General features: G+C 69.5%; 10 protein-coding genes, 1 tRNA gene and 1 other RNA gene. 7 read left to right on the plus strand and 5 right to left on the minus strand.

Features of this window, described 5'->3' with window-relative positions; translation table 11 throughout:
- Nucleotides 1–284: 284 nt before the first annotated feature.
- A complete protein-coding gene (locus tag QTN24_RS24760) occupies nucleotides 285–2,777 on the minus strand; it encodes an adenosylcobalamin-dependent ribonucleoside-diphosphate reductase (protein WP_313840219.1) in 2,493 nt (830 codons plus the stop codon).
- A gap of 179 nt (nucleotides 2,778–2,956) precedes the next feature.
- On the opposite strand from QTN24_RS24760, the gene ffs reads away from it, so the two are divergent.
- An RNA gene (ffs, locus tag QTN24_RS24765) (signal recognition particle sRNA small type) lies at nucleotides 2,957–3,055 on the plus strand.
- Nucleotides 3,056–3,163: 108 nt separating this feature from the next.
- Here ffs and QTN24_RS24770 read toward each other — a convergent pair.
- The 3 genes from QTN24_RS24770 to QTN24_RS24780 all read right to left on the minus strand — a co-directional run bounded on the left by QTN24_RS24770 (nucleotide 3,164) and on the right by QTN24_RS24780 (nucleotide 10,019).
- Nucleotides 3,164–6,784, minus strand: a complete 3,621-nt coding sequence (locus QTN24_RS24770) for a UvrD-helicase domain-containing protein (protein WP_313840220.1) — start codon at nucleotides 6,782–6,784, stop codon at nucleotides 3,164–3,166.
- A complete protein-coding gene (locus tag QTN24_RS24775) occupies nucleotides 6,781–9,690 on the minus strand; it encodes a PD-(D/E)XK nuclease family protein (RefSeq protein ID WP_313840221.1) in 2,910 nt (969 codons plus the stop codon). The genes QTN24_RS24770 and QTN24_RS24775 overlap by 4 nt, the downstream gene beginning before the upstream one ends.
- A gap of 65 nt (nucleotides 9,691–9,755) precedes the next feature.
- Nucleotides 9,756–10,019 (minus strand): hypothetical protein, encoded by a 264-nt coding sequence (locus QTN24_RS24780; protein ID WP_313840222.1) that lies wholly within the window; start codon nucleotides 10,017–10,019, stop codon nucleotides 9,756–9,758.
- 465 nt (nucleotides 10,020–10,484) lie between these two features.
- On the opposite strand from QTN24_RS24780, the gene trxA reads away from it, so the two are divergent.
- The 6 genes from trxA to QTN24_RS24810 all read left to right on the plus strand — a co-directional run bounded on the left by trxA (nucleotide 10,485) and on the right by QTN24_RS24810 (nucleotide 16,987).
- Nucleotides 10,485–10,811 (plus strand): thioredoxin TrxA, encoded by a 327-nt coding sequence (gene trxA / locus QTN24_RS24785; RefSeq protein WP_124683940.1) that lies wholly within the window; start codon nucleotides 10,485–10,487, stop codon nucleotides 10,809–10,811.
- Between the two features lie 181 nt (nucleotides 10,812–10,992).
- The gene (rho, locus tag QTN24_RS24790; protein ID WP_061959700.1) at nucleotides 10,993–12,255 is read left to right on the plus strand and encodes a transcription termination factor Rho; all 1,263 of its coding nucleotides are present in this window, start codon (nucleotides 10,993–10,995) and stop codon (nucleotides 12,253–12,255) included.
- A gap of 75 nt (nucleotides 12,256–12,330) precedes the next feature.
- Nucleotides 12,331–13,173 (plus strand): zinc-dependent peptidase, encoded by an 843-nt coding sequence (locus tag QTN24_RS24795; RefSeq protein ID WP_313840223.1) that lies wholly within the window; start codon nucleotides 12,331–12,333, stop codon nucleotides 13,171–13,173.
- 175 nt (nucleotides 13,174–13,348) lie between these two features.
- Nucleotides 13,349–13,606, plus strand: a complete 258-nt coding sequence (locus QTN24_RS24800) for a type B 50S ribosomal protein L31 (RefSeq protein ID WP_061959698.1) — start codon at nucleotides 13,349–13,351, stop codon at nucleotides 13,604–13,606.
- A gap of 155 nt (nucleotides 13,607–13,761) precedes the next feature.
- Nucleotides 13,762–15,546: a glycosyltransferase family 39 protein gene (locus QTN24_RS24805; protein WP_313840224.1), complete on the plus strand. Its 1,785-nt coding sequence runs from the start codon at nucleotides 13,762–13,764 to the stop codon at nucleotides 15,544–15,546.
- Between the two features lie 88 nt (nucleotides 15,547–15,634).
- Entirely contained in the window at nucleotides 15,635–16,987 is a 1,353-nt protein-coding gene (locus tag QTN24_RS24810; RefSeq protein ID WP_313840225.1) for an MATE family efflux transporter, read from the plus strand.
- A gap of 142 nt (nucleotides 16,988–17,129) precedes the next feature.
- On the opposite strand, the gene QTN24_RS24815 is transcribed toward QTN24_RS24810, so the two are convergent.
- Nucleotides 17,130–17,206: transfer RNA gene (locus QTN24_RS24815), tRNA-Asp, on the minus strand.

The following is a 17,206-nucleotide window of genomic DNA, read 5'->3' on the forward strand; positions in this document are numbered from 1 at the left end:
GGGGGGGGCGGCTGCCCCGCGGGCCCCCCCCCGGGGGGGGGGGGGGGGGGGGGGGGGGGGGGGCCCCCCCCCGCGATTCTCAGCGCGACAAGTCGCAATTTGGACCTCAACGCCCTCACCCCCGGCCCCTCTCCCGCGCGCGGGAGAGGGGAGCAAACCCTCCGCGGCGACGAAGATGCGTCAGCCGCTTGGCCGCTCAACCGCCCAGCCGCACAACCGCCCAGCCGCTCAGCCGCTCAGCCGCTCAGCCGTTCGAACCGTCAGCCGCTCAAACACTCAGCCCCTCACCCGCACTCCCCCACATACCCGCAATTCGCGCATTTCGCGCAGCCGTCTACCTTGTGGAGTGCGTGGGCGCCGCATTCCGGGCATGGTTTGCCGGTGCCGATGCCGGTCACCGAGGTGGCGCTGGCTGCCGACGCATGGGCCGGGTGGGCCAGGGTCACGGCCGGAGCACCGCCGTCGCGCTGGGCCAGCCGGGCGGACAGCGCCTGGGCCGGCACCTGGCCGCCCTCGTCGTCCAGGAATCCGCGCTTGATCAGGATCCGCTGCAACGCGTAGCTCAGCGCGGCCACCTCCGAATCATGGAAGCGCGGCACCTCGGTGCCGTCCTGCCGCACGAGTGATCCATAGCGCACCGTGCCCTTGTCCCACACCACGTTGCGCATGTCGGCCAGCGCCTTGGCGATGGGCCCCCCCGAGCGGGCCACCATCGACAGCAGCCGCATGGTCGACGTGATCCACTGCTGGCCCTCGGAGCGCTGCCCGGCCGGCATGAAGAACTCGATGGGCCGTTCGATGGTCACCGGCTTGCCGTCCACGGTGCCCGACACGCGCATGAAGTTCACGGTCAGGTAGACGGTCTTGTGGCCCTCGTAGGTCAGGTATTCCACCTTCGACGTCACGCCCTCCAGGTCGCCCAGCGGCCGGCTGCCGAACGGGCGCGTCAGCGGGTCGTCGTCGTTCTGCGCCGCCGGTGCGGCCGGGGTTTCGGCCGGCGTCACCGACAGCACCGCGCCCAGCACCTGGTTCGGCCGGTACGTTGCCAGCCCCTTGAGCCCGGCTTTCCACGCTTCCAGGTACAGGTTGCGGAACGCCTCGTACGGATAGTCTTCCGGCACGTTGACCGTCTTGCTGATGCTGGTGTCGATATAGGGCTGCACGGCCTCCAGCATCCGCATGTGATCCAGTGCCGACATCTGCAGCGCCGTCACGAAGCTGTCCGGCAGCCGATCCATGTCGCCGCCCATATGGCGATACAGCCGCCACGCGTGGTCGGCCACCTCGAACATGCGGTAGCTGTCGTCGGGCATGCGCTTGCGGCGGTTGTACGTCCACGAGAACGCTGGCTCGATGCCATTCGACGCATTGTCGGCAAACGCCAGCGTGATCGTGCCCGTCGGCGCGATCGACAGCAGGTGCGAATTGCGCAGGCCGTGGCTGCGGATGGCGTCGCGCACGGTCTCGGGCAGGCGGCTGACAAAGCCGCCGCGCAGGTAGGCGTCGGCATCGAACAGCGGGAAGGCGCCCTTCTCGTCGGCCAGTTCCACGGACGCCAGGTAGGCATGGTCGCGCATCGCCTCGGAAATCCGCCCCGCCAACTCGCGCGCCGCGTCGCTGTCGTAGCGCAGGCCCAGCATCACCAGCGCGCTGCCCAGGCCCAGGAAGCCCAGCCCGATGCGGCGCTTGGCCTGGGCTTCGGCCTGCTGCTCGGGCAGCGGCCAGAACGTGACGTCCAGCACGTTGTCCAGCATCCGCGTCGACACCCGCACCACCTCCGCGAACGCGGCGAAATCGAAGCTGGCCTCGTCCGAGAACGGCTGGCGCACGAAGCGCGTGAGGTTGATCGACCCCAGGCAGCAGCAGCCATACGATGGCAGCGGCTGCTCCGCGCACGGGTTGGTCGCCTCGATGGTCTCGCAGTAATAGAGGTTGTTGTCCGCGTTGATCCGCGACAGGAACAGGATGCCGGGCTCGGCGTGGTCGTAGGTGGCCTGCATGACCTGGTCCCACAGCCGCCGTGCCGGCACGCGCCGGTACACCCACAGGCCGTCGTCGCGCCGGTAGGCGCCGGTCTCGATGACGTCCATGCCCGGCTCGGCCTCGTGCACCAGCTCCACTTCCTCGTCGGCCTCCACCGCGCGCATGAACGCATCGGTCACGCCGATCGAGATATTGAAGTTGGTCAGGTCACCCCGGTCCTTGGCGTGGATGAAGCTTTCGATGTCCGGGTGGTCGCAGCGCAGCACGCCCATCTGGGCGCCGCGCCGCGCGCCGGCCGATTCCACCGTGGCGCACGACGCGTCGAACACCTTCATGAACGATACCGGGCCCGACGCCCGCGAATGCGTGGCGCGCACCAGCGCCCCGCCGGGCCGGATCGACGAGAAGTCGTAGCCCACGCCGCCGCCCCGGCGCATGGTCTCGGCGGCCTGCGCCACGGCGGTATAGATGCTCGGCTTGCCGTCGCGCGATTCGGACACCGAATCCCCCACGGGCTGCACGAAGCAGTTGATCAGCGTGGCCTGGATGCCGGTGCCCGCCGCCGAATTGATGCGCCCGGCCGGCACGAAGCCGTTTTCAAGCGCCCACAGAAAGCGCGCCGCCCAGCTTTCGCGCTGCGCCGCGGGCTCTACCTCGGCCAGCGCGCGCGCCACGCGGCGGCGCACGTCGTCGATGCTGCGCTCTTCGCCCTTGGCGTACTTTTCCTGCAGGACTTCGATGGAAATGTCTTGCGGCACGAGTGCGCCGCGGAGGATCTGGTCGTTTGCGTTCATGCCCAACCTGTCGTCTAGGTAAGAACCGGACTGGCTGAAAATCCGGCTGAAAAATGCCGTCCGCCATGCTGCCAGCATGGCCGCGCGGCACCCCGGTGTCAGATCAATGTCCGGTCGAACAACCCTCGTAAAAATACGATTTCGCGACCATGGCGCCAGTTAGGTTACAATGCCGGTCGGACGGGCCTCCTCGCATGGTGGCGCGGTCAACCTGGTCAGGTCGGGAACGAAGCAGCCACAGCCGTTTTCCACCAGTGCCGAGGGTCAGGCTCGTCCCCCTTCCCTTCTTTTTCCCCTATCTGTTCCCTTCCCGCTTTCCGGTCTTGTTTTCGCGACGTTGCGTCCGAAAAGAAGGGCCAGCGGCTATTCTGCGCCCATTTCCGGCATCAGAACAACGACCCTTGCTGCGTCGTGGCAATTGGCGTCGGCGGCCGGGGCGCGGCCTGCAGCGCCTGCACGTCGATCCATTCGCCGGCCGCCGTGGCCACGCCTGCCTCCACGCGCTTGTCCGGGAACATTGGCTGCACGGCCGCCACGTAGCGGCGCAACTGGGCGCCGTAGGCCGCGTGCTCCTGCGGCAGCAGCCGCTGCTTGTAGTCGACGATGACTACGCGGTCGTCGAATTCCACCAGCCGGTCGATCCGCAGCAGCCGGCCCCGGTCGTCATAAAGCTCGACCTCGTTGCGCGCCGCCACGGCGTCCTGCGCGAACAGCAGCGGGCGCAGCGCGGGCGCCGCCAGCATTGCGTGCAGGTCCGCCACGGCCGCTTCAGCCTGCCGCTGCCACTGTTCGCGGGCCTGCGGGGCGCCGGCGCCCGTCAGCGGGAACCAGCGCATCACCGTGGCGGCGTCGGGCACGCCGGCGTATGCGTCGGGATAGCGCGTCAGCCGTTCCAGCAGCGCGTGCACCAGTTCGCCGTGGGCGGCAGCCTGGGCGTCGAATACCGTCGATTCGGCGTCGTCCTCGAACGCCTCCGCGCCATCGGCCACCTGCAGTTCGGCCGCATCGCGGTAGCGCAGCCGGAAGTCGGTGTAGCGCACGCGCTCGCTGGCCGCCGCATGGGCACTGGCGCCGGCCTGCACGTCCTCGGGATACGGCGTGACCGCGTCGCCCACGCAGGCCGCGGCCAGCCGCACATACCAGCTTCCGGCGATCTCGGCGCCGGGCGACTCCTCGCGCTTGCTGGCGCGCCCCATCACCCCGCTGACCAGCAGCCCCTGCTGGGCGCGCGTCATGGCGACGTAGAGCAGGTTCCAGTTCTCGCGTTCGGCCAGCGCCGCCTCGGCCTCGAACATCGTCGCTCGCGCCAGCCCGCGCTCGCTGCGCTTGCCGTAGGCGGAAAAATGCCGGGGCGCGGGCGAAGCGGGCGGCCAGTCGACCAGGATGCCGCCCCGGTCCGCCGCCGGGTCGCTGTGGTTGGCGTCCAGCAGCACCACGAACGGCGCCTCCAGCCCCTTGGCCGCGTGCACGGTCAGGATATGGACGGCATCGAGCTGGCTGTCGACCTCGTCGTCCGGGCCAGCCTCGGCCTCTTCCATCCCCTCGCCCATGCCGCCCTCGTCGGGGCTTTCGTCCTCGTCACCGCGCCGGATCTCCTGCAACTCGTCGATGAACTTGGGCAAGCTCGGATAGCGCCCGCCATCAAGGTCGAGCGACAGCTTCAGGAACGCGTCGAGGTTGGCCAGCACCTGCTCGCGGATGGCCGATGGCGCGGCCTCCGCGTAGCGGCGGCGCACCTCGCCATGGTGGTAGATATGGTCGATCAGGTCGTGCACGGGCCTGTGCGGCGCCAGCGCCAGCCACGCCGCCAGCCGCGCGATGCCGCCGCGCAGCGCGTCGGACATGCCCGGCGGCAAGCCCTGCTCGCCGATGCGCGCCCACCAGCCGCCCTCGCCTTCCATCGACGCCAGCCGCAGCAGGTCGTCATCGGTGGCGCCGACGATCGGGCTCTTGAGCACGTGGGCCAGGTCCAGGTCCGACTCGGGCGTCATCAGGAACGCCAGCAGGGCCGACAGGTCCAGCGCCTCCAGCGTGGTCAGCAGCCCGCCCCGGCGCGGGCTCAGGCACGGGATGCCGGCCTCGCGCAGCGCGCGCTCGTAGTCGGGCAGATGGGTCTTGCGCCGCACCAGCAGGTGCATGTCGCGCCACGTGGCGCGGCGCGATACCTGCTTCGGGCCCTCGCCCTCGCGCACCGGCACATGGTCGCGCAGGTAGTGCAGCCACGCGGCCACGCGCCGGCCTTCCTCGAAGCGCAGCGAATCGCCCTGCTGGACGCGCGGCTGCGTCAGCGTGTCGCGGTGGCCGTCGCCAGTGTCCTCCGCCCCGCCATCGTCATTCTTGCCCCCGGTGGCCTCGGCGGCCTCGTCAGCCTCATCGGCCTGCACCAGCGGCAGCAGCCAGACCGGGCCGCCGGGGTCGTGCAGCGCCGTGGTCTGCGTCTCGTACAGCGGATAGCGGCCCTCGGCGCGCGCGTGGTCGAACACGGCGTTGACCCAGTGCAGCACCTCGGGCCGGTTGCGGCGCGTGCGGTTGGTCCGCAGCACGGTGGCGCGGAAATCGGCCTGCAGCATCTCGCGCGCGGCGTCGAACAGGCGGGCGTCGGCGCGGCGGAAGCGGTAGATCGACTGCTTGGGATCGCCCACCAGGAACACGGTCGGCTTGTCGCCCAGCCCCTGGTAGCCGGCCAGCCAGCCCTGCAAGATGCGCCATTGCAGCGGGTTGGTGTCCTGGAATTCGTCGAGCAGCAGGTGGCGGTAGCGCGCGTCGAGCCGCACCTGCAGGTAGGTGGCGGTTTCCTCGTCGGCCATCAGCCGCGCGGCCAGCCATTCGAGATCGGCGAAGTCCATCGCGCGCTGCTCGCCCTTGTGGCGCTGGTAGCGGTCCAGCAGCGCGTCGCCCAGCCGGTACAGCGCCAGGTTGATGGCCAGCACCGCGGCCTCGCAGCGGCGCGCGGCGATCTCGTCGAGCCGGGCGCAATGCGCGGCCATGCAGGCGAGCAGGTCTTCGGCCGCGCCTTCGCCGCCGCAGACCTTGACCAGTGCCGACGTGGCCTTCATCGCGCGCGGCTTGCCGGCATCGGTAAAGAACGCGGCGCGCAACGCGTGGAACGCCTGCGTGGCGGCATCGCCGGGCGCCGCGCCCGCGTCGCGCCAGGCGCGGATGGCGCGCAGGCCGTCCATCAGCCGCGTGGCGTGCGTCTGCTCGGTCTTGCCGGCGCGACCCAGCGTCACCGCGTGCTGGGCGCAGGCTTCGAGCCAGTCGTCGTCGGCCAGCGCCTCGACCAGCACGTCGGTGGTGGCGTCGTCGCCCAGGTCGGCGGCCAGCCGGCTGGCCGGGTCGCCGGCCTCGCGGAACGCCCACCACTCGTTGCGCGCGTGGAACATGCGGTCCAGAAGGCTGCGCGTCTGGAAATCGCCAATCGCATCGACCAGTTGCTCGTAGGCCTGACGCAGCTCGGCATGCCTGGGCTGGGCCAGCGCGCGCCAGAACGGCGCCCACGCCTCGCGCTTCATGCGCAGCGCGTCCTCGCGCAGCGACGCACCGGGGACGATGCCCGACGCCAGCGGCGCACCGCGCAGCAGCGTGCCGAACCAGCCGTGGAACGTGTCGATGGCCATCCGGCCGGGCGACGCCAGCACCTGCGCGTGCAGCACGCGCGCCCGCGGCAACGCGGCGCGCGCGGCCTGCGGGTCTAGCCCGCGCATCTCAAGCTGGGCCAGCACGGCGTCGTCGGGGCCGCTGGCCAGTTGCGCCAGCACCTCCAGCAGGCGCTCGCGCATTTCCTCGGCGGCCTTGCGCGTGAAAGTGATGGCCAGGATTTCGTGCGGCGCGGCGCCTGCCAGCAGCAGTCGCACCAGCCGGGCCACCAGCAGCCAGGTCTTGCCGCTGCCCGCGCAGGCTTCCACCACCACCGAGCGGGCCGGATCGCAGGCCGCGCGCGTGAAATCGGCCTCGCCGACGGGCTGGCCGTCGCGCAGATAGGCGTGGATGTCGTGGCTCTGGCTCATGTCTTCAGGTCGGGCAAGGCGGTGGATTCCCAGAAGCCCTTGCGGCACAGGCCGCGCGCTTCGCAATAGGTGCAGGCCGCGGCGTCGCCGAACGCGGGCAGCTTTGCACCCTGGCGCAGGCGGCCCACATCGTGCCGAAGCTGGCGCTCCAGCCACGTCACGGCGGCCTGGAACTCCGGCAGGTCGACTTCGCGCTGCGCGCCCGGGGCGCTGTCGCGGCCGCCCTGCTTCACGCCTTCCAGCGCCACCCAGCTACCGGCCACCGCATCGGCCCGCAGCAGGCCGTAGAACGCGAGCTGGCAGTCTTCCTCGGCATCGCCGGCCTTGCGGCGCAGGCGGCTGGCGGGCTGGGTCTTGTAGTCGAGCACCGCGTGGGCGCCGTCCGGACCCTTGTCGAGCCGGTCGATGCGGCCGGCCAGCCGCAGCGGCACGCCGTCGGGCATGGCCACGTCGACGCCGGCGTCGAGCTCGCCGCCGCGCCAGTGCCAGCCCATTTCCTCGCGCGCGGCCTGCCAGGCGACGTACGACGGCAGCACCTCGCACCAGCGGCGGTAGTAGCTGATGGCGTTGCCGTCGTCGGCCATCTGCTTGCCGAAGACCGTGTCCGTGATCTCGCGCAGGCGCGCCAGCCGCCGCGCGTCGTCGCGCACGCCGGCATCGTGGATTTCCTGGTGGTATTGCAGCAGCACGCGGTGCAGCAGGTTGCCGATGTCGCGCTTTTCCAGGTCGTCGTTCAGCACTTCGAGTCCGGCCAGGCCGAGCATGCGGCCGGCAAAGAACTGGTACGGGCAGCGCCGCAGCATGTTGTAGGCCGCCGCGCTCCAGCGCGTGGGCACGTGCGCGGGCGCCGACGGCGCGGGCATGAACGACGGCCGCGCGACGGTTTCCAGCGGCGGCTGGGGCGCGTTGGCCTCGATCGGCGCGCCGGCGCGCGCGCAGCAGGCCGACAGCCGCTCGATCCAGCCCGAGACGTGGTGCGGCTCGCCCCGGCTGCCGTAGCGCTGCCACGTCAGCACGACATCGTCATTGTTGAGCAGCACCTCGGCCAGGTCGCGCGCCTGCTGGGCGAAGCGCGCCTCGCGGTCTTCCAGCCCCAGTTCGCGGCGCATCTGGTTCGAGAAGAACATCAGCTCGGCCGCGCTGGACGGCAACTGGGCGTCGTCGCAGCCCACCACCACCACGCCGTCGAAGCGGCGCATCCGCGCGCCATTGAGCGGCAGGATCGTGATGCGCGACGGGCCCGGCGCGGACGGCTCCTTGTAGGCGACGGTCTCCAGCAGCGCGGCCAGCATCGCGCGGAATTCCTGCTGGTTCAGCGAGGCATGGCTGCCGGTCTCGTCGTCGGGCAGCTCGGCCAGGCGCGCCAGGGCGTCGAGCAACTGGCGGCCCGCGTCGTCGTCGGCCAGCGCGGCGCGCATGCCGAGCGTATCGAGCGTGGCGTCGAGCCGGGCCAGCCAGACCGACAGCGGCTGCTGCGCGTGGCCGCGTGGCCATTGCGCGGCTTCGTCGGCCAGCGTGGCGATCAGCGCGCGCGCGGCGGCGCGCACGTGCAGCGCCGTGTCGCTGGCCGCCATCGCCTCGGCGTCGACGACCGTGGTCCCGGCGCGCTCGGGGAACAGATGGCGCAGGCGCGACCAGCCGCCCGTGAGCGCGTCACGACGGATCTGGCGCTCCAGCAGCGCGATGGCCGCGCCGCGGCGGTCGGCGGCGGGCAGGCAGAACGGGGACTTCAGCAGGTCGAGCAGCGCGGCGGTGTCGCCGTCGCCGGCCAGCACGTCGAACCAGCGCATCAGCGCGGCGGCGGCGCGCGTGGTCGACAGCTTCCAGCCCGTTTCATCGCGGACCGGGGCCCCGGCGCGCGTCAGCAGCGCGCGCGTGCGGCGCGCCACCACGCGGTCGTGGGCCAGCAGCGCCACGTGCTTGCGGCCTTCGTTGAGCCATTGCACGAGCTGGCTGGCGGCGGCGGCCGCCTCGTCCTCGAACCGGGCGCTGCCAATCACGCGCACGCTGGGGCGGCTGGCCGGCAGCGTCCGGGGCAGCGCGGGCATGGGCGCGGCATCGACGCCTTCGCCGCGGCGCGCCTCGGGCCACAGGGCCAGCAGCGTGCGGTACCAGTCGGCGGGGGTGTCGGCGGGAGTATCGAAGGCGGGAGGATCGGCGCCGCCGGTCCAGTCGTAGCCGACTTCCATCGTCGGCACCATCTCGCCGGCCTGGCGCAGAAAGCTGGCCTCGATCGGCTCTGGCGGCGTCGGCCCGATCCAGACCACTGGGCCCGCCAACTGCTGCGCCAGCCGTTGCAGCGCGCGGCGCCGCGTGGGCAGCGGATCGTCGGGGCCGGACAGCATCTGCCAGAACGCCAGCACGATCTGGGCCTCCTGGCCCAGGAAGCGCTCGGACAGGTGCGCGTAGGTGCGCTGCAGCGCGCCCTGCAGCAGCGCGGCGCGGTCGTCGCCGTCGATGTCGTCATCGTCGCGGACCGCCGCGTCTTCCAGCCAGCGGGCGCTCAGTTCGTCGCTGATCGACAGCAGCGTCTGCGCCAGGCCCCACGCCGCGCCCTCGGTCTGCGCGCCAAAGGCCCCGCGCAGCCAGTCCTGCGCGCGGATGGCCTGCTGCACGGCCAGCAGCCGCGCGGCGTGGCTGCGCGCGGGCCGGGGTTCGGCATCGAGGTCGGGCGGCAAATCCAGCAGCCAGTGGCCCAGCGTCAGCACGCGCGGCAGCAGGCGCGGCTGGCCGGCCGCGCGCGCGGCGGCATCGAGCGCCTGGCGCACGCCGGGAATCTGCGCGGCCGTCGGCACGACCACGTGGGCCGCCGACGCGGCCGGGCCGCAGTGATCAAGGAAATGCCACGTCGCCGTGGCGGCCTGGTCGAGGAACGACGGGCCGGGAGGGAACGAAAGCCGGGTCATGGATGCGTGGGACCGATGCGGATGCGGGGGCTGCCCGGGGCGCCCCCGATGCGTGCCGGGGGGTGTCAGCGGTCGCCGCCGCCCTCCAGGCGGGCGCGCAGTTCGCGCGCGGCTTCCAGCAGGCCCTCGTAGCCCGAACGCGCATGTTCGGGCAGGTCGGGGTCGCCGATCAGCGTGCCGAGCGTTTCCATCACGCTGTAGACGAGGCCCTTGGCCGCGCCGGTGGCGATGCTGTCGGACTCGACGGCGCTGCTCAGGTGCGCCAGGGCGTCGCTGAGCTGGTCGGGGTCGGGCGTGTCGGAATCAGGCTTGCGGGGATCGGACGTCATGATCGGTGGCCTCTGTCGGAAGATGCAGGGTTGGCGCATCCGGCCTGCCATTCTACGCGCATCACGGATGCGATCCGTTCAAGTGGATTCTAGATCATGCCCGGCGCCCGCCGCTACGGGAAAACCCCACGCCGGCCCACGCCGCGCCGCCAAAATACCACCTTTGAGGGATGCCGATTGAGCCAGCCTTTCGCGCCGATTGAAACTATCATCGGCAACAGCGGCCGGGGCGCGGCACAATGCCCCCCAAGGCGCCGCGCCCGCCCCGGTGGCACGCGGCGCGCGACGGGCGGGCCCGGGGCTTGAATTCCGGCAAGCTGGTAACATATCGGCGTCAATGGCGGCGCGTGTCGCCACGCACTGCCGGCCGGCGGCCCCGCACGATTGTCGTGTAAGGTTGCGGTTCAGCCCCACGGCATCGGCCCGCCTTCAACATAAACTGAGCGAAACCTGAGGTTCCCCGCCATGAGCGACCAAATCAAGTATGTGAGCGACGCATCGTTCGACACCGACGTGCTCAAGTCCGACAAGCCCGTGCTGCTGGACTTCTGGGCCGAATGGTGCGGCCCTTGCAAGATGATTGCCCCGATCCTGGACGAGGTGGCCAAGGACTACGGCGACCGCGTGCAGATCGCCAAGATCAACGTGGACGAGAACCAGCAGGTGCCGGCCAAGTTCGGCATCCGCGGCATCCCGACGCTGATCCTGTTCAAGAACGGCGAAGTCGTGGCCCAGAAGGTTGGCGCGCTGTCCAAGTCGCAGCTCACCTCGTTCCTGGACGGCCAGGTCTAAGCCAGCACCCGTTTGCCGGAGCCCGACGCTCCGGCCCGGCACGATCCGGCCCTGCGCGCGCCAGCCCTGGCGCGCCGGCCGGATTGTGCTAAGATGCGACCCAACAACTTCCCCGAGCGTTCGCTCATTCTTTCCCCCTCCTAGGTCTCGCCCGTCCGGGCCCCTTCTGTACCCCTTGTCTATGCACCTGACAGAACTCAAATCGCTTCACGTGTCTGCGCTTCTCGAAATGGCGGCAACGCTCGAGATCGACAACGCACAACGGATGCGCAAACAGGAACTCATGTTTGCGATCCTGAAGAAGCGCGCCAAGATGGGCGAAACCATCTACGGAGACGGCACGCTGGAAGTTCTGCCCGATGGCTTCGGTTTCCTGCGCTCGCCGGAAACGTCGTACCTGGCGAGCACGGACGACATCTACATCAGCCCGTCGCAGATCCGCCGCTTCAACCTGCATACCGGTGATTCGATCGAAGGCGAGGTCCGCACGCCCAAGGACGGCGAGCGCTACTTTGCGCTGGTGAAGGTGGACAAGGTCAACGGGCAGCCGCCCGAGGCGGTGAAGAACCGCATCATGTTCGAGAACCTGACGCCGCTGCATCCGAACCGGCCGCTCACGCTCGAACGCGATATCCGCGCCGAGGAAAACATCACCGGCCGCATCGTCGACATGATCGCCCCGATCGGCCGCGGCCAGCGCGCGCTGCTGGTGGCATCGCCGAAGTCCGGCAAGACCGTGATGCTGCAGCACATCGCCCACGCGATTGCCAACAACCATCCGGAAGCCGACCTGTTCGTGCTGCTGATCGACGAACGGCCGGAAGAAGTGACCGAAATGCAGCGCTCGGTGCGCGGCGAGGTGGTGGCGTCGACGTTCGACGAACCGGCCATCCGTCACGTGCAGGTGGCCGAAATGGTCATCGAGAAGGCCAAGCGCCTGGTGGAACTGAAGCGCGACGTGGTGATCCTGCTGGACTCGATCACCCGCCTGGCGCGCGCCTACAACACCGTGGTGCCGGCATCGGGCAAGGTGCTGACCGGCGGTGTGGACGCCAACGCGCTGCAGCGCCCGAAGCGCTTCTTCGGCGCCGCGCGTAATCTGGAAGAAGGCGGCTCGCTGACCATCATCGCCACGGCGCTGATCGAAACGGGCAGCCGCATGGACGACGTGATCTACGAAGAGTTCAAGGGCACCGGCAACATGGAAGTGCACCTGGAACGCCGCCTGGCGGAAAAGCGTGTCTACCCGGCCATCAACCTGAACAAGTCGGGCACGCGCCGCGAGGAACTGCTGATCAAGCCGGAAATCCTCCAGAAGATCTGGATTCTGCGCAAGTTCATCTCGGACATGGACGAAGTCCAGGCCATGGAATTCATCCTCGACAAGATGAAGCCGACCAAGAACAACGCGGAGTTCTTCGACATGATGCGACGCGGCGGCTGACCGCCGGCAGTTGCCAGTCGTACGAAAAGGCGTACCCTTCGGGTGCGCCTTTTTTCCTTTCCGACGCTCCTGACCATGTTCGGCAAACTGTCCAGCTACCTGCGCGCCCGCTCGCGCGAACGCCAGCTCGCGCACTACGCCATCCCCGACGACCTGTGGCAACGCACCGTCGCCGCCCTGCCCTTCGTGCAGCGGTACGGCGCCGACGACCTGGCGGCGCTGCGCGAACTGGCCACGCTGTTCATCGCGGGCAAGGAATACTCCACCGCGCACGAGCTGGAGCTGACCGACGAGATGGTGGTCGGCGTGGCCGTGCAGGCGTGCGTGCCGATCCTGAAGCTTGGCATCGAGTGGTATCGCGGCTGGCACGGCATCGTGCTGTATCCGGGCGAGTTCCTGATCCGCAAGACCGTCGAGGACGAGATCGGCCTGGTGCACGGCGTGGAGGAGGAAGCCAGCGGCGAGGCATGGGAGCATGGCCCGGTGATCCTGTCCTGGCAGGACGTGAACCTGTCCGGGTCGGGGCTCGACAATGTCTCGGATTCGTACAACGTGGTCATCCACGAGTTCGCGCACAAGCTGGACATGCTCGATGGCGAGCCCGACGGCGTGCCGCCGTTCTCGCGCGTGCTGCATCCGGGCGTCGATGCCGAGCAGTGGGCCGAAACGCTGCTGACCGAGTACGACGCCTTTGCCGATGCCTGCGACGCGCTGCCCGACTCGGCCTGGGATACGCCCGACCGGCTGCCGCCGCGCCTGCGGGTGATCGACCCGTACGGTTGCGAGGCCCCGAGCGAGTTCTTCGCGGTGGCGTCGGAGTCATTTTTCGTCGATCCGGGCGGGCTTCGGACCCATTGGCCCACGCTCTACGCGACGCTCGCCACGTTCTATCGGCAAGACCCGGCCACAGGTGCCTGATCCGACATATCCGGAAGGTGTGGCAGGCAGGCCCGAGGCGGCCACGAATCTTGCCCAGCCTCTTGTTTTTCTGCCATAATCCCGGTTTGCCCGTTACCGGCAAGTGGTTCGCTCGTCGCAAGCAAGCTGCGGCGCCATGAGAGCGGACTGGCTACCCAACCTGAAAGGAAGCACCATGAAAGAAGGCATTCACCCGAATTATCGCGAAGTCCTGTTCCACGACGTGTCGAACGACTTCAAGTTCGTGACCCGCTCGACGATCCAGACCAAGGACACGATCGAACACGAAGGCAAGACCTACCCGCTGGCCAAGATCGAAGTGTCGTCGGAATCGCACCCGTTCTACACCGGCCAACAGAAGATCATGGATACGGCTGGCCGCGTCGAGAAGTTCCGCCAGAAGTTCGGCAGCAAGCTGGCAGCCAAGAAGTAATCGCCCAGCACTACCGGGCAACCGCGGCGCGCGGCAGGACGGATGCTCCCGCGGCGCGCGACCTGACAAAGAGGCAGCATCGGCTGCCTTTTTGCATTTGTGGCCGACAATAGCGGCTTGCCCCCGCCCTGCCGGCCCGCCTGGATTCACTGCCGATGTCCCAAGCCACCAAGACCTCTCCTGTCCACCTGACCGCCGCGGCCACGGGCGCCCTGCCCCGCTACCTGCTGCTGGCGATCTGCATCATCTACGGACTGACCGGCCTGTTCGGCCGCGACCCGTGGAAGAACGAGGATGCCGCGGGCTTCGGCGTGATGTGGCAGCTCGGCATCGGCGGCGTGCAGGACTGGCTGATGCCAAACATCGTCGGGCGGCCGTTCAGCCAGGAAGGGCCGCTGGTGTACTGGGTGGGCGGGCTGATGATCCGGCTGTTCGGCAGCTGGCTCGGCGCGCCGGATGCGTCGCGGCTGGCCACGGCGCTGTTCTACTTCGGCACCTGTGCCTTCATCTGGTATTCCACCTATCTGCTGGGCCGCCGCGACGAGGTGCAGCCGTTTGCGTTCGCCTTCGGCGGGCAGCCCGACGCGCGGTCGTACGGCCGCGCGCTGGCCGATGGCGCGCTGCTGATCTTCCTGGCCTGCGTGGGCCTGGCGATGCGCGGCCACGAGACCACGGCGCAGGTCGGCCAGGTCTGCTTCATCGCGTTCATGCTCTACGGCATGGTGCGCAGCCTGGACAAGCCCGTGCAGGGCAGCCTCTGGTTCGGCGTGGGACTGGCGGCGCTGTGCCTGGCCAGCGGGCCGATCCTGGCGGCGGCGCTGCTGGGCGCGGCGCTGATCGCGGGGGCCGTCTCGCAGCCGGTGCCGCTCAAGCGGCTGCTGCAGATTGGCGTGCCCGTGGCGCTGGCCATCGTCGCCATCTGGATGGCCGCCGTCTACCTGGGCGCGGCCGTGACCGACGACGGCGTGACCTACATCCGCGAATGGGCGCGCTACGACCGCCGCACCTATGGCCCGCCGTCGCTGCCGACGGCCGGCTTCATCGCCCGCAACTTCCTGTTGTTCGCCTGGCCCGTGTGGCCGATTGCGGCCTTCGCGTGGCTGTCGTGGCGCGGCATGCGGCGCGCCCCCCATGTGACGCTGCCGCTGGCCATCCTGGCGATGCTGTTTCTGCTGCTGGTGCTGCAGCGCAGCCCGGGCGACGTGCAGTTCATCCTGCTGCTGCCGCCGATGGCCATCCTGGCCGCGTTCGCGCTGCCCACGCTGCCGCGCGCGGCCATCAACGCGGTGGACTGGTTCGCGCTGCTGTTCTTCACGATCTTCGGCGGCACGGTCTGGTTCATGTGGATCGCCAAGACCACGGGCTGGCCGCCCAGGATCGCCAACAACGTGTTCCGCCAGATTCCCGGCTTCGAGCACACGTTCACGATCAGCGCGGTGGTCATCGCGCTGGCCGCGACCGTGGCATGGGTACTGGTGGTGCGTTGGCGCCTGTCGCGGGCGCCCAAGCAGATCTGGCGGCCGGTGGTGATCTCGGCGGCCGGCACGACGCTGATGTGGGTCATGGCCATGACGCTGTGGCTGCCGTCGATCAACTATGGCAAGACCTATCGCGACGTGGCACGCGCCGCCGCCATGGCGCTGCCGTCGACGTACCAGTGCGTGCAGCCGATCCGCATGGGCGATGCGCAACTGGCGTCGTTCGCGTACTTCGGCCATATCCGCTTTGGCGGGCCCGCCGATGGCTGCGATGTGCTGCTGCGCCACGACGCCGTGGACTATGGCGCGCCGGGCAATATCTCGCATTTCGAATGGCGCCTGATCTGGGAAGGCCGCCGCCCCGCCGACCGTGACGAGCGCTTCCGCATGTATCGGCTGGTCGATATGTCTCAGATCAAGCCCGCGCCGGCCCCGACCCGTCGCCGGCTGCCGCGCCAGTAAGCCCCCCTTCCCGATGTCGGCGGGCCTCGGGCTCGCCGATCTCTCCCCGGCCGTGGCGCCGGGGCGCCCCCAACTCCCCTACCCAACGATGAGCAGCGCGCTGCAGGATATCCGTCGCATCGTCCACCTGGCCGCCCCGGTGCTGGTCGGCCAGTTGGCCGTGATTGCCTTTGGCGTGATCGACACGATCATGGCCGGCCGCGCGTCGGCCGCCGACCTGGCCGCGGTTGGCCTGGGCGGATCGATCTACGTGACGGTCTACATCAGCCTGATGGGCGTGCTGCAGGCGCTGGCGCCCATCGCCGGGCAGCTATACGGCGCCGGCCGCAGCGCGGAAATCGGCGCGGAGGTGCGGCAGGCCGCGTGGCTGGGGCTGGCGCTGGCCGTGCCGGGCATGTTGCTGCTGCTGTTTCCAGGGCCGGTGCTGGCGTTCGCCAAGGCGCCGCCGGAGCTGGTCGACAAGGCATCGCGCTATCTCCATATCGTCGCGCTCGGCCTGCCGGCGGCGCTGGCGTTCCGAATCTACATGGCGCTGAACAACGCGCTGTCACGGCCGATCATGGTCACGGTGCTGCAGATCGCCGGGCTGGCGCTCAAGGTGCCGCTCAACGCCTGGTTCATCCACGGCGGCCTGGGTGTGGCGGCGATGGGCGGCCCCGGTTGCGCGCTGGCGTCGACGCTGATCACGTGGGTCTGGTGCCTGTCCGGCCTGGCGATCCTGCGATTCGGCGGCGCCTATCGGCCGCTGGGCATTTTCACGCACTGGGAATGGCCGCGCTGGGACCGCATCGCGCCGCTGCTGCGGCTGGGCGTGCCGATGGGGCTGACGTACTTGATCGAGATTACGTCGTTCACGCTGATGTCGATCTTCATCACGCGGATGGGCACCGAGACGCTGGCCGGGCACCAGATCATCGCCAACCTGAGCGCCGTGGCGTACATGATGCCGTTGTCGCTGTCGATCGCGACGTCGACGCTCGTCGCCCAGTCCATCGGCGCGCGCGACATGGCGGCGGCGCGGCGCATCGGCTGGCGCGGCATCCGCTTCGGCGCCGGCCTGGCGCTGCTGATCGGCACCCTGCTCTGGTGCCTGCGCGAGCCGCTGCTGCAGGCGTACGCCAAGGACCCGGCCGTGGTGGCCAAGGCGCTGCCGCTGATGCTGTTCGTGGCCTTCTACCAGGCGTTCGACGCCATCCAGGTGATGAGCGCGTTCATCCTGCGCGCATACAAGATCGCGCTGATCCCGACGCTGATCTATGCGGTGTCGCTATGGGGTGTGGGGCTGGGCGGCGGCTATGTGCTGGGCTTCGGTTTGATCGACACATTGCCCGCTTTCACGCGCGGCGCTTCGGGCTTCTGGCTGGCCAACAGCGTGAGCCTGGCGATCGCCGGGACGCTGCTCGTGCGGTATTTCAGGAAGGTGAGTCGGGAGGGAGTGTGAGCGGATGGGGCTCGCCCACATCCTGCAGGCCGCGGATTCGCTTGCAAGCGAATCTCTTCTCGCCCGCCGGGCGCTGCGCAGGCAGCGCCCTCCGCTCCGTATGGGCGAAAAAAAAGCCTGCTTGCGCAGGCTTTTTTAAATTTGGCGGAGCGGACGGGGCTCGAACCCGCGACCCCCGGCGTGACAGGCCGGTATTCTAACCAACTGAACTACCGCTCC

Source organism: Cupriavidus sp. SZY C1 (assembly GCF_032190535.1).
Lineage (GTDB): Bacteria > Pseudomonadota > Gammaproteobacteria > Burkholderiales > Burkholderiaceae > Cupriavidus > Cupriavidus pauculus_C.

Bases quoted from the DNA above. Each gene is read 5' to 3' on its own strand.
- QTN24_RS24810 (WP_313840225.1), top strand. From the start codon at position 15,635: ATGAGCAGCGCGCTGCAGGATATCCGTCGCATCGTCCACCTGGCCGCC.
- QTN24_RS24800 (WP_061959698.1), top strand. From the start codon at position 13,349: ATGAAAGAAGGCATTCACCCGAATTATCGCGAAGTCCTGTTCCACGAC.
- QTN24_RS24775 (WP_313840221.1), bottom strand. From the start codon at position 9,690: ATGACCCGGCTTTCGTTCCCTCCCGGCCCGTCGTTCCTCGACCAGGCC.
- trxA (WP_124683940.1), top strand. From the start codon at position 10,485: ATGAGCGACCAAATCAAGTATGTGAGCGACGCATCGTTCGACACCGAC.
- QTN24_RS24780 (WP_313840222.1), bottom strand. From the start codon at position 10,019: ATGACGTCCGATCCCCGCAAGCCTGATTCCGACACGCCCGACCCCGAC.
- QTN24_RS24805 (WP_313840224.1), top strand. From the start codon at position 13,762: ATGTCCCAAGCCACCAAGACCTCTCCTGTCCACCTGACCGCCGCGGCC.
- QTN24_RS24760 (WP_313840219.1), bottom strand. From the start codon at position 2,777: ATGAACGCAAACGACCAGATCCTCCGCGGCGCACTCGTGCCGCAAGAC.
- QTN24_RS24770 (WP_313840220.1), bottom strand. From the start codon at position 6,784: ATGAGCCAGAGCCACGACATCCACGCCTATCTGCGCGACGGCCAGCCC.
- QTN24_RS24795 (WP_313840223.1), top strand. From the start codon at position 12,331: ATGTTCGGCAAACTGTCCAGCTACCTGCGCGCCCGCTCGCGCGAACGC.
- rho (WP_061959700.1), top strand. From the start codon at position 10,993: ATGCACCTGACAGAACTCAAATCGCTTCACGTGTCTGCGCTTCTCGAA.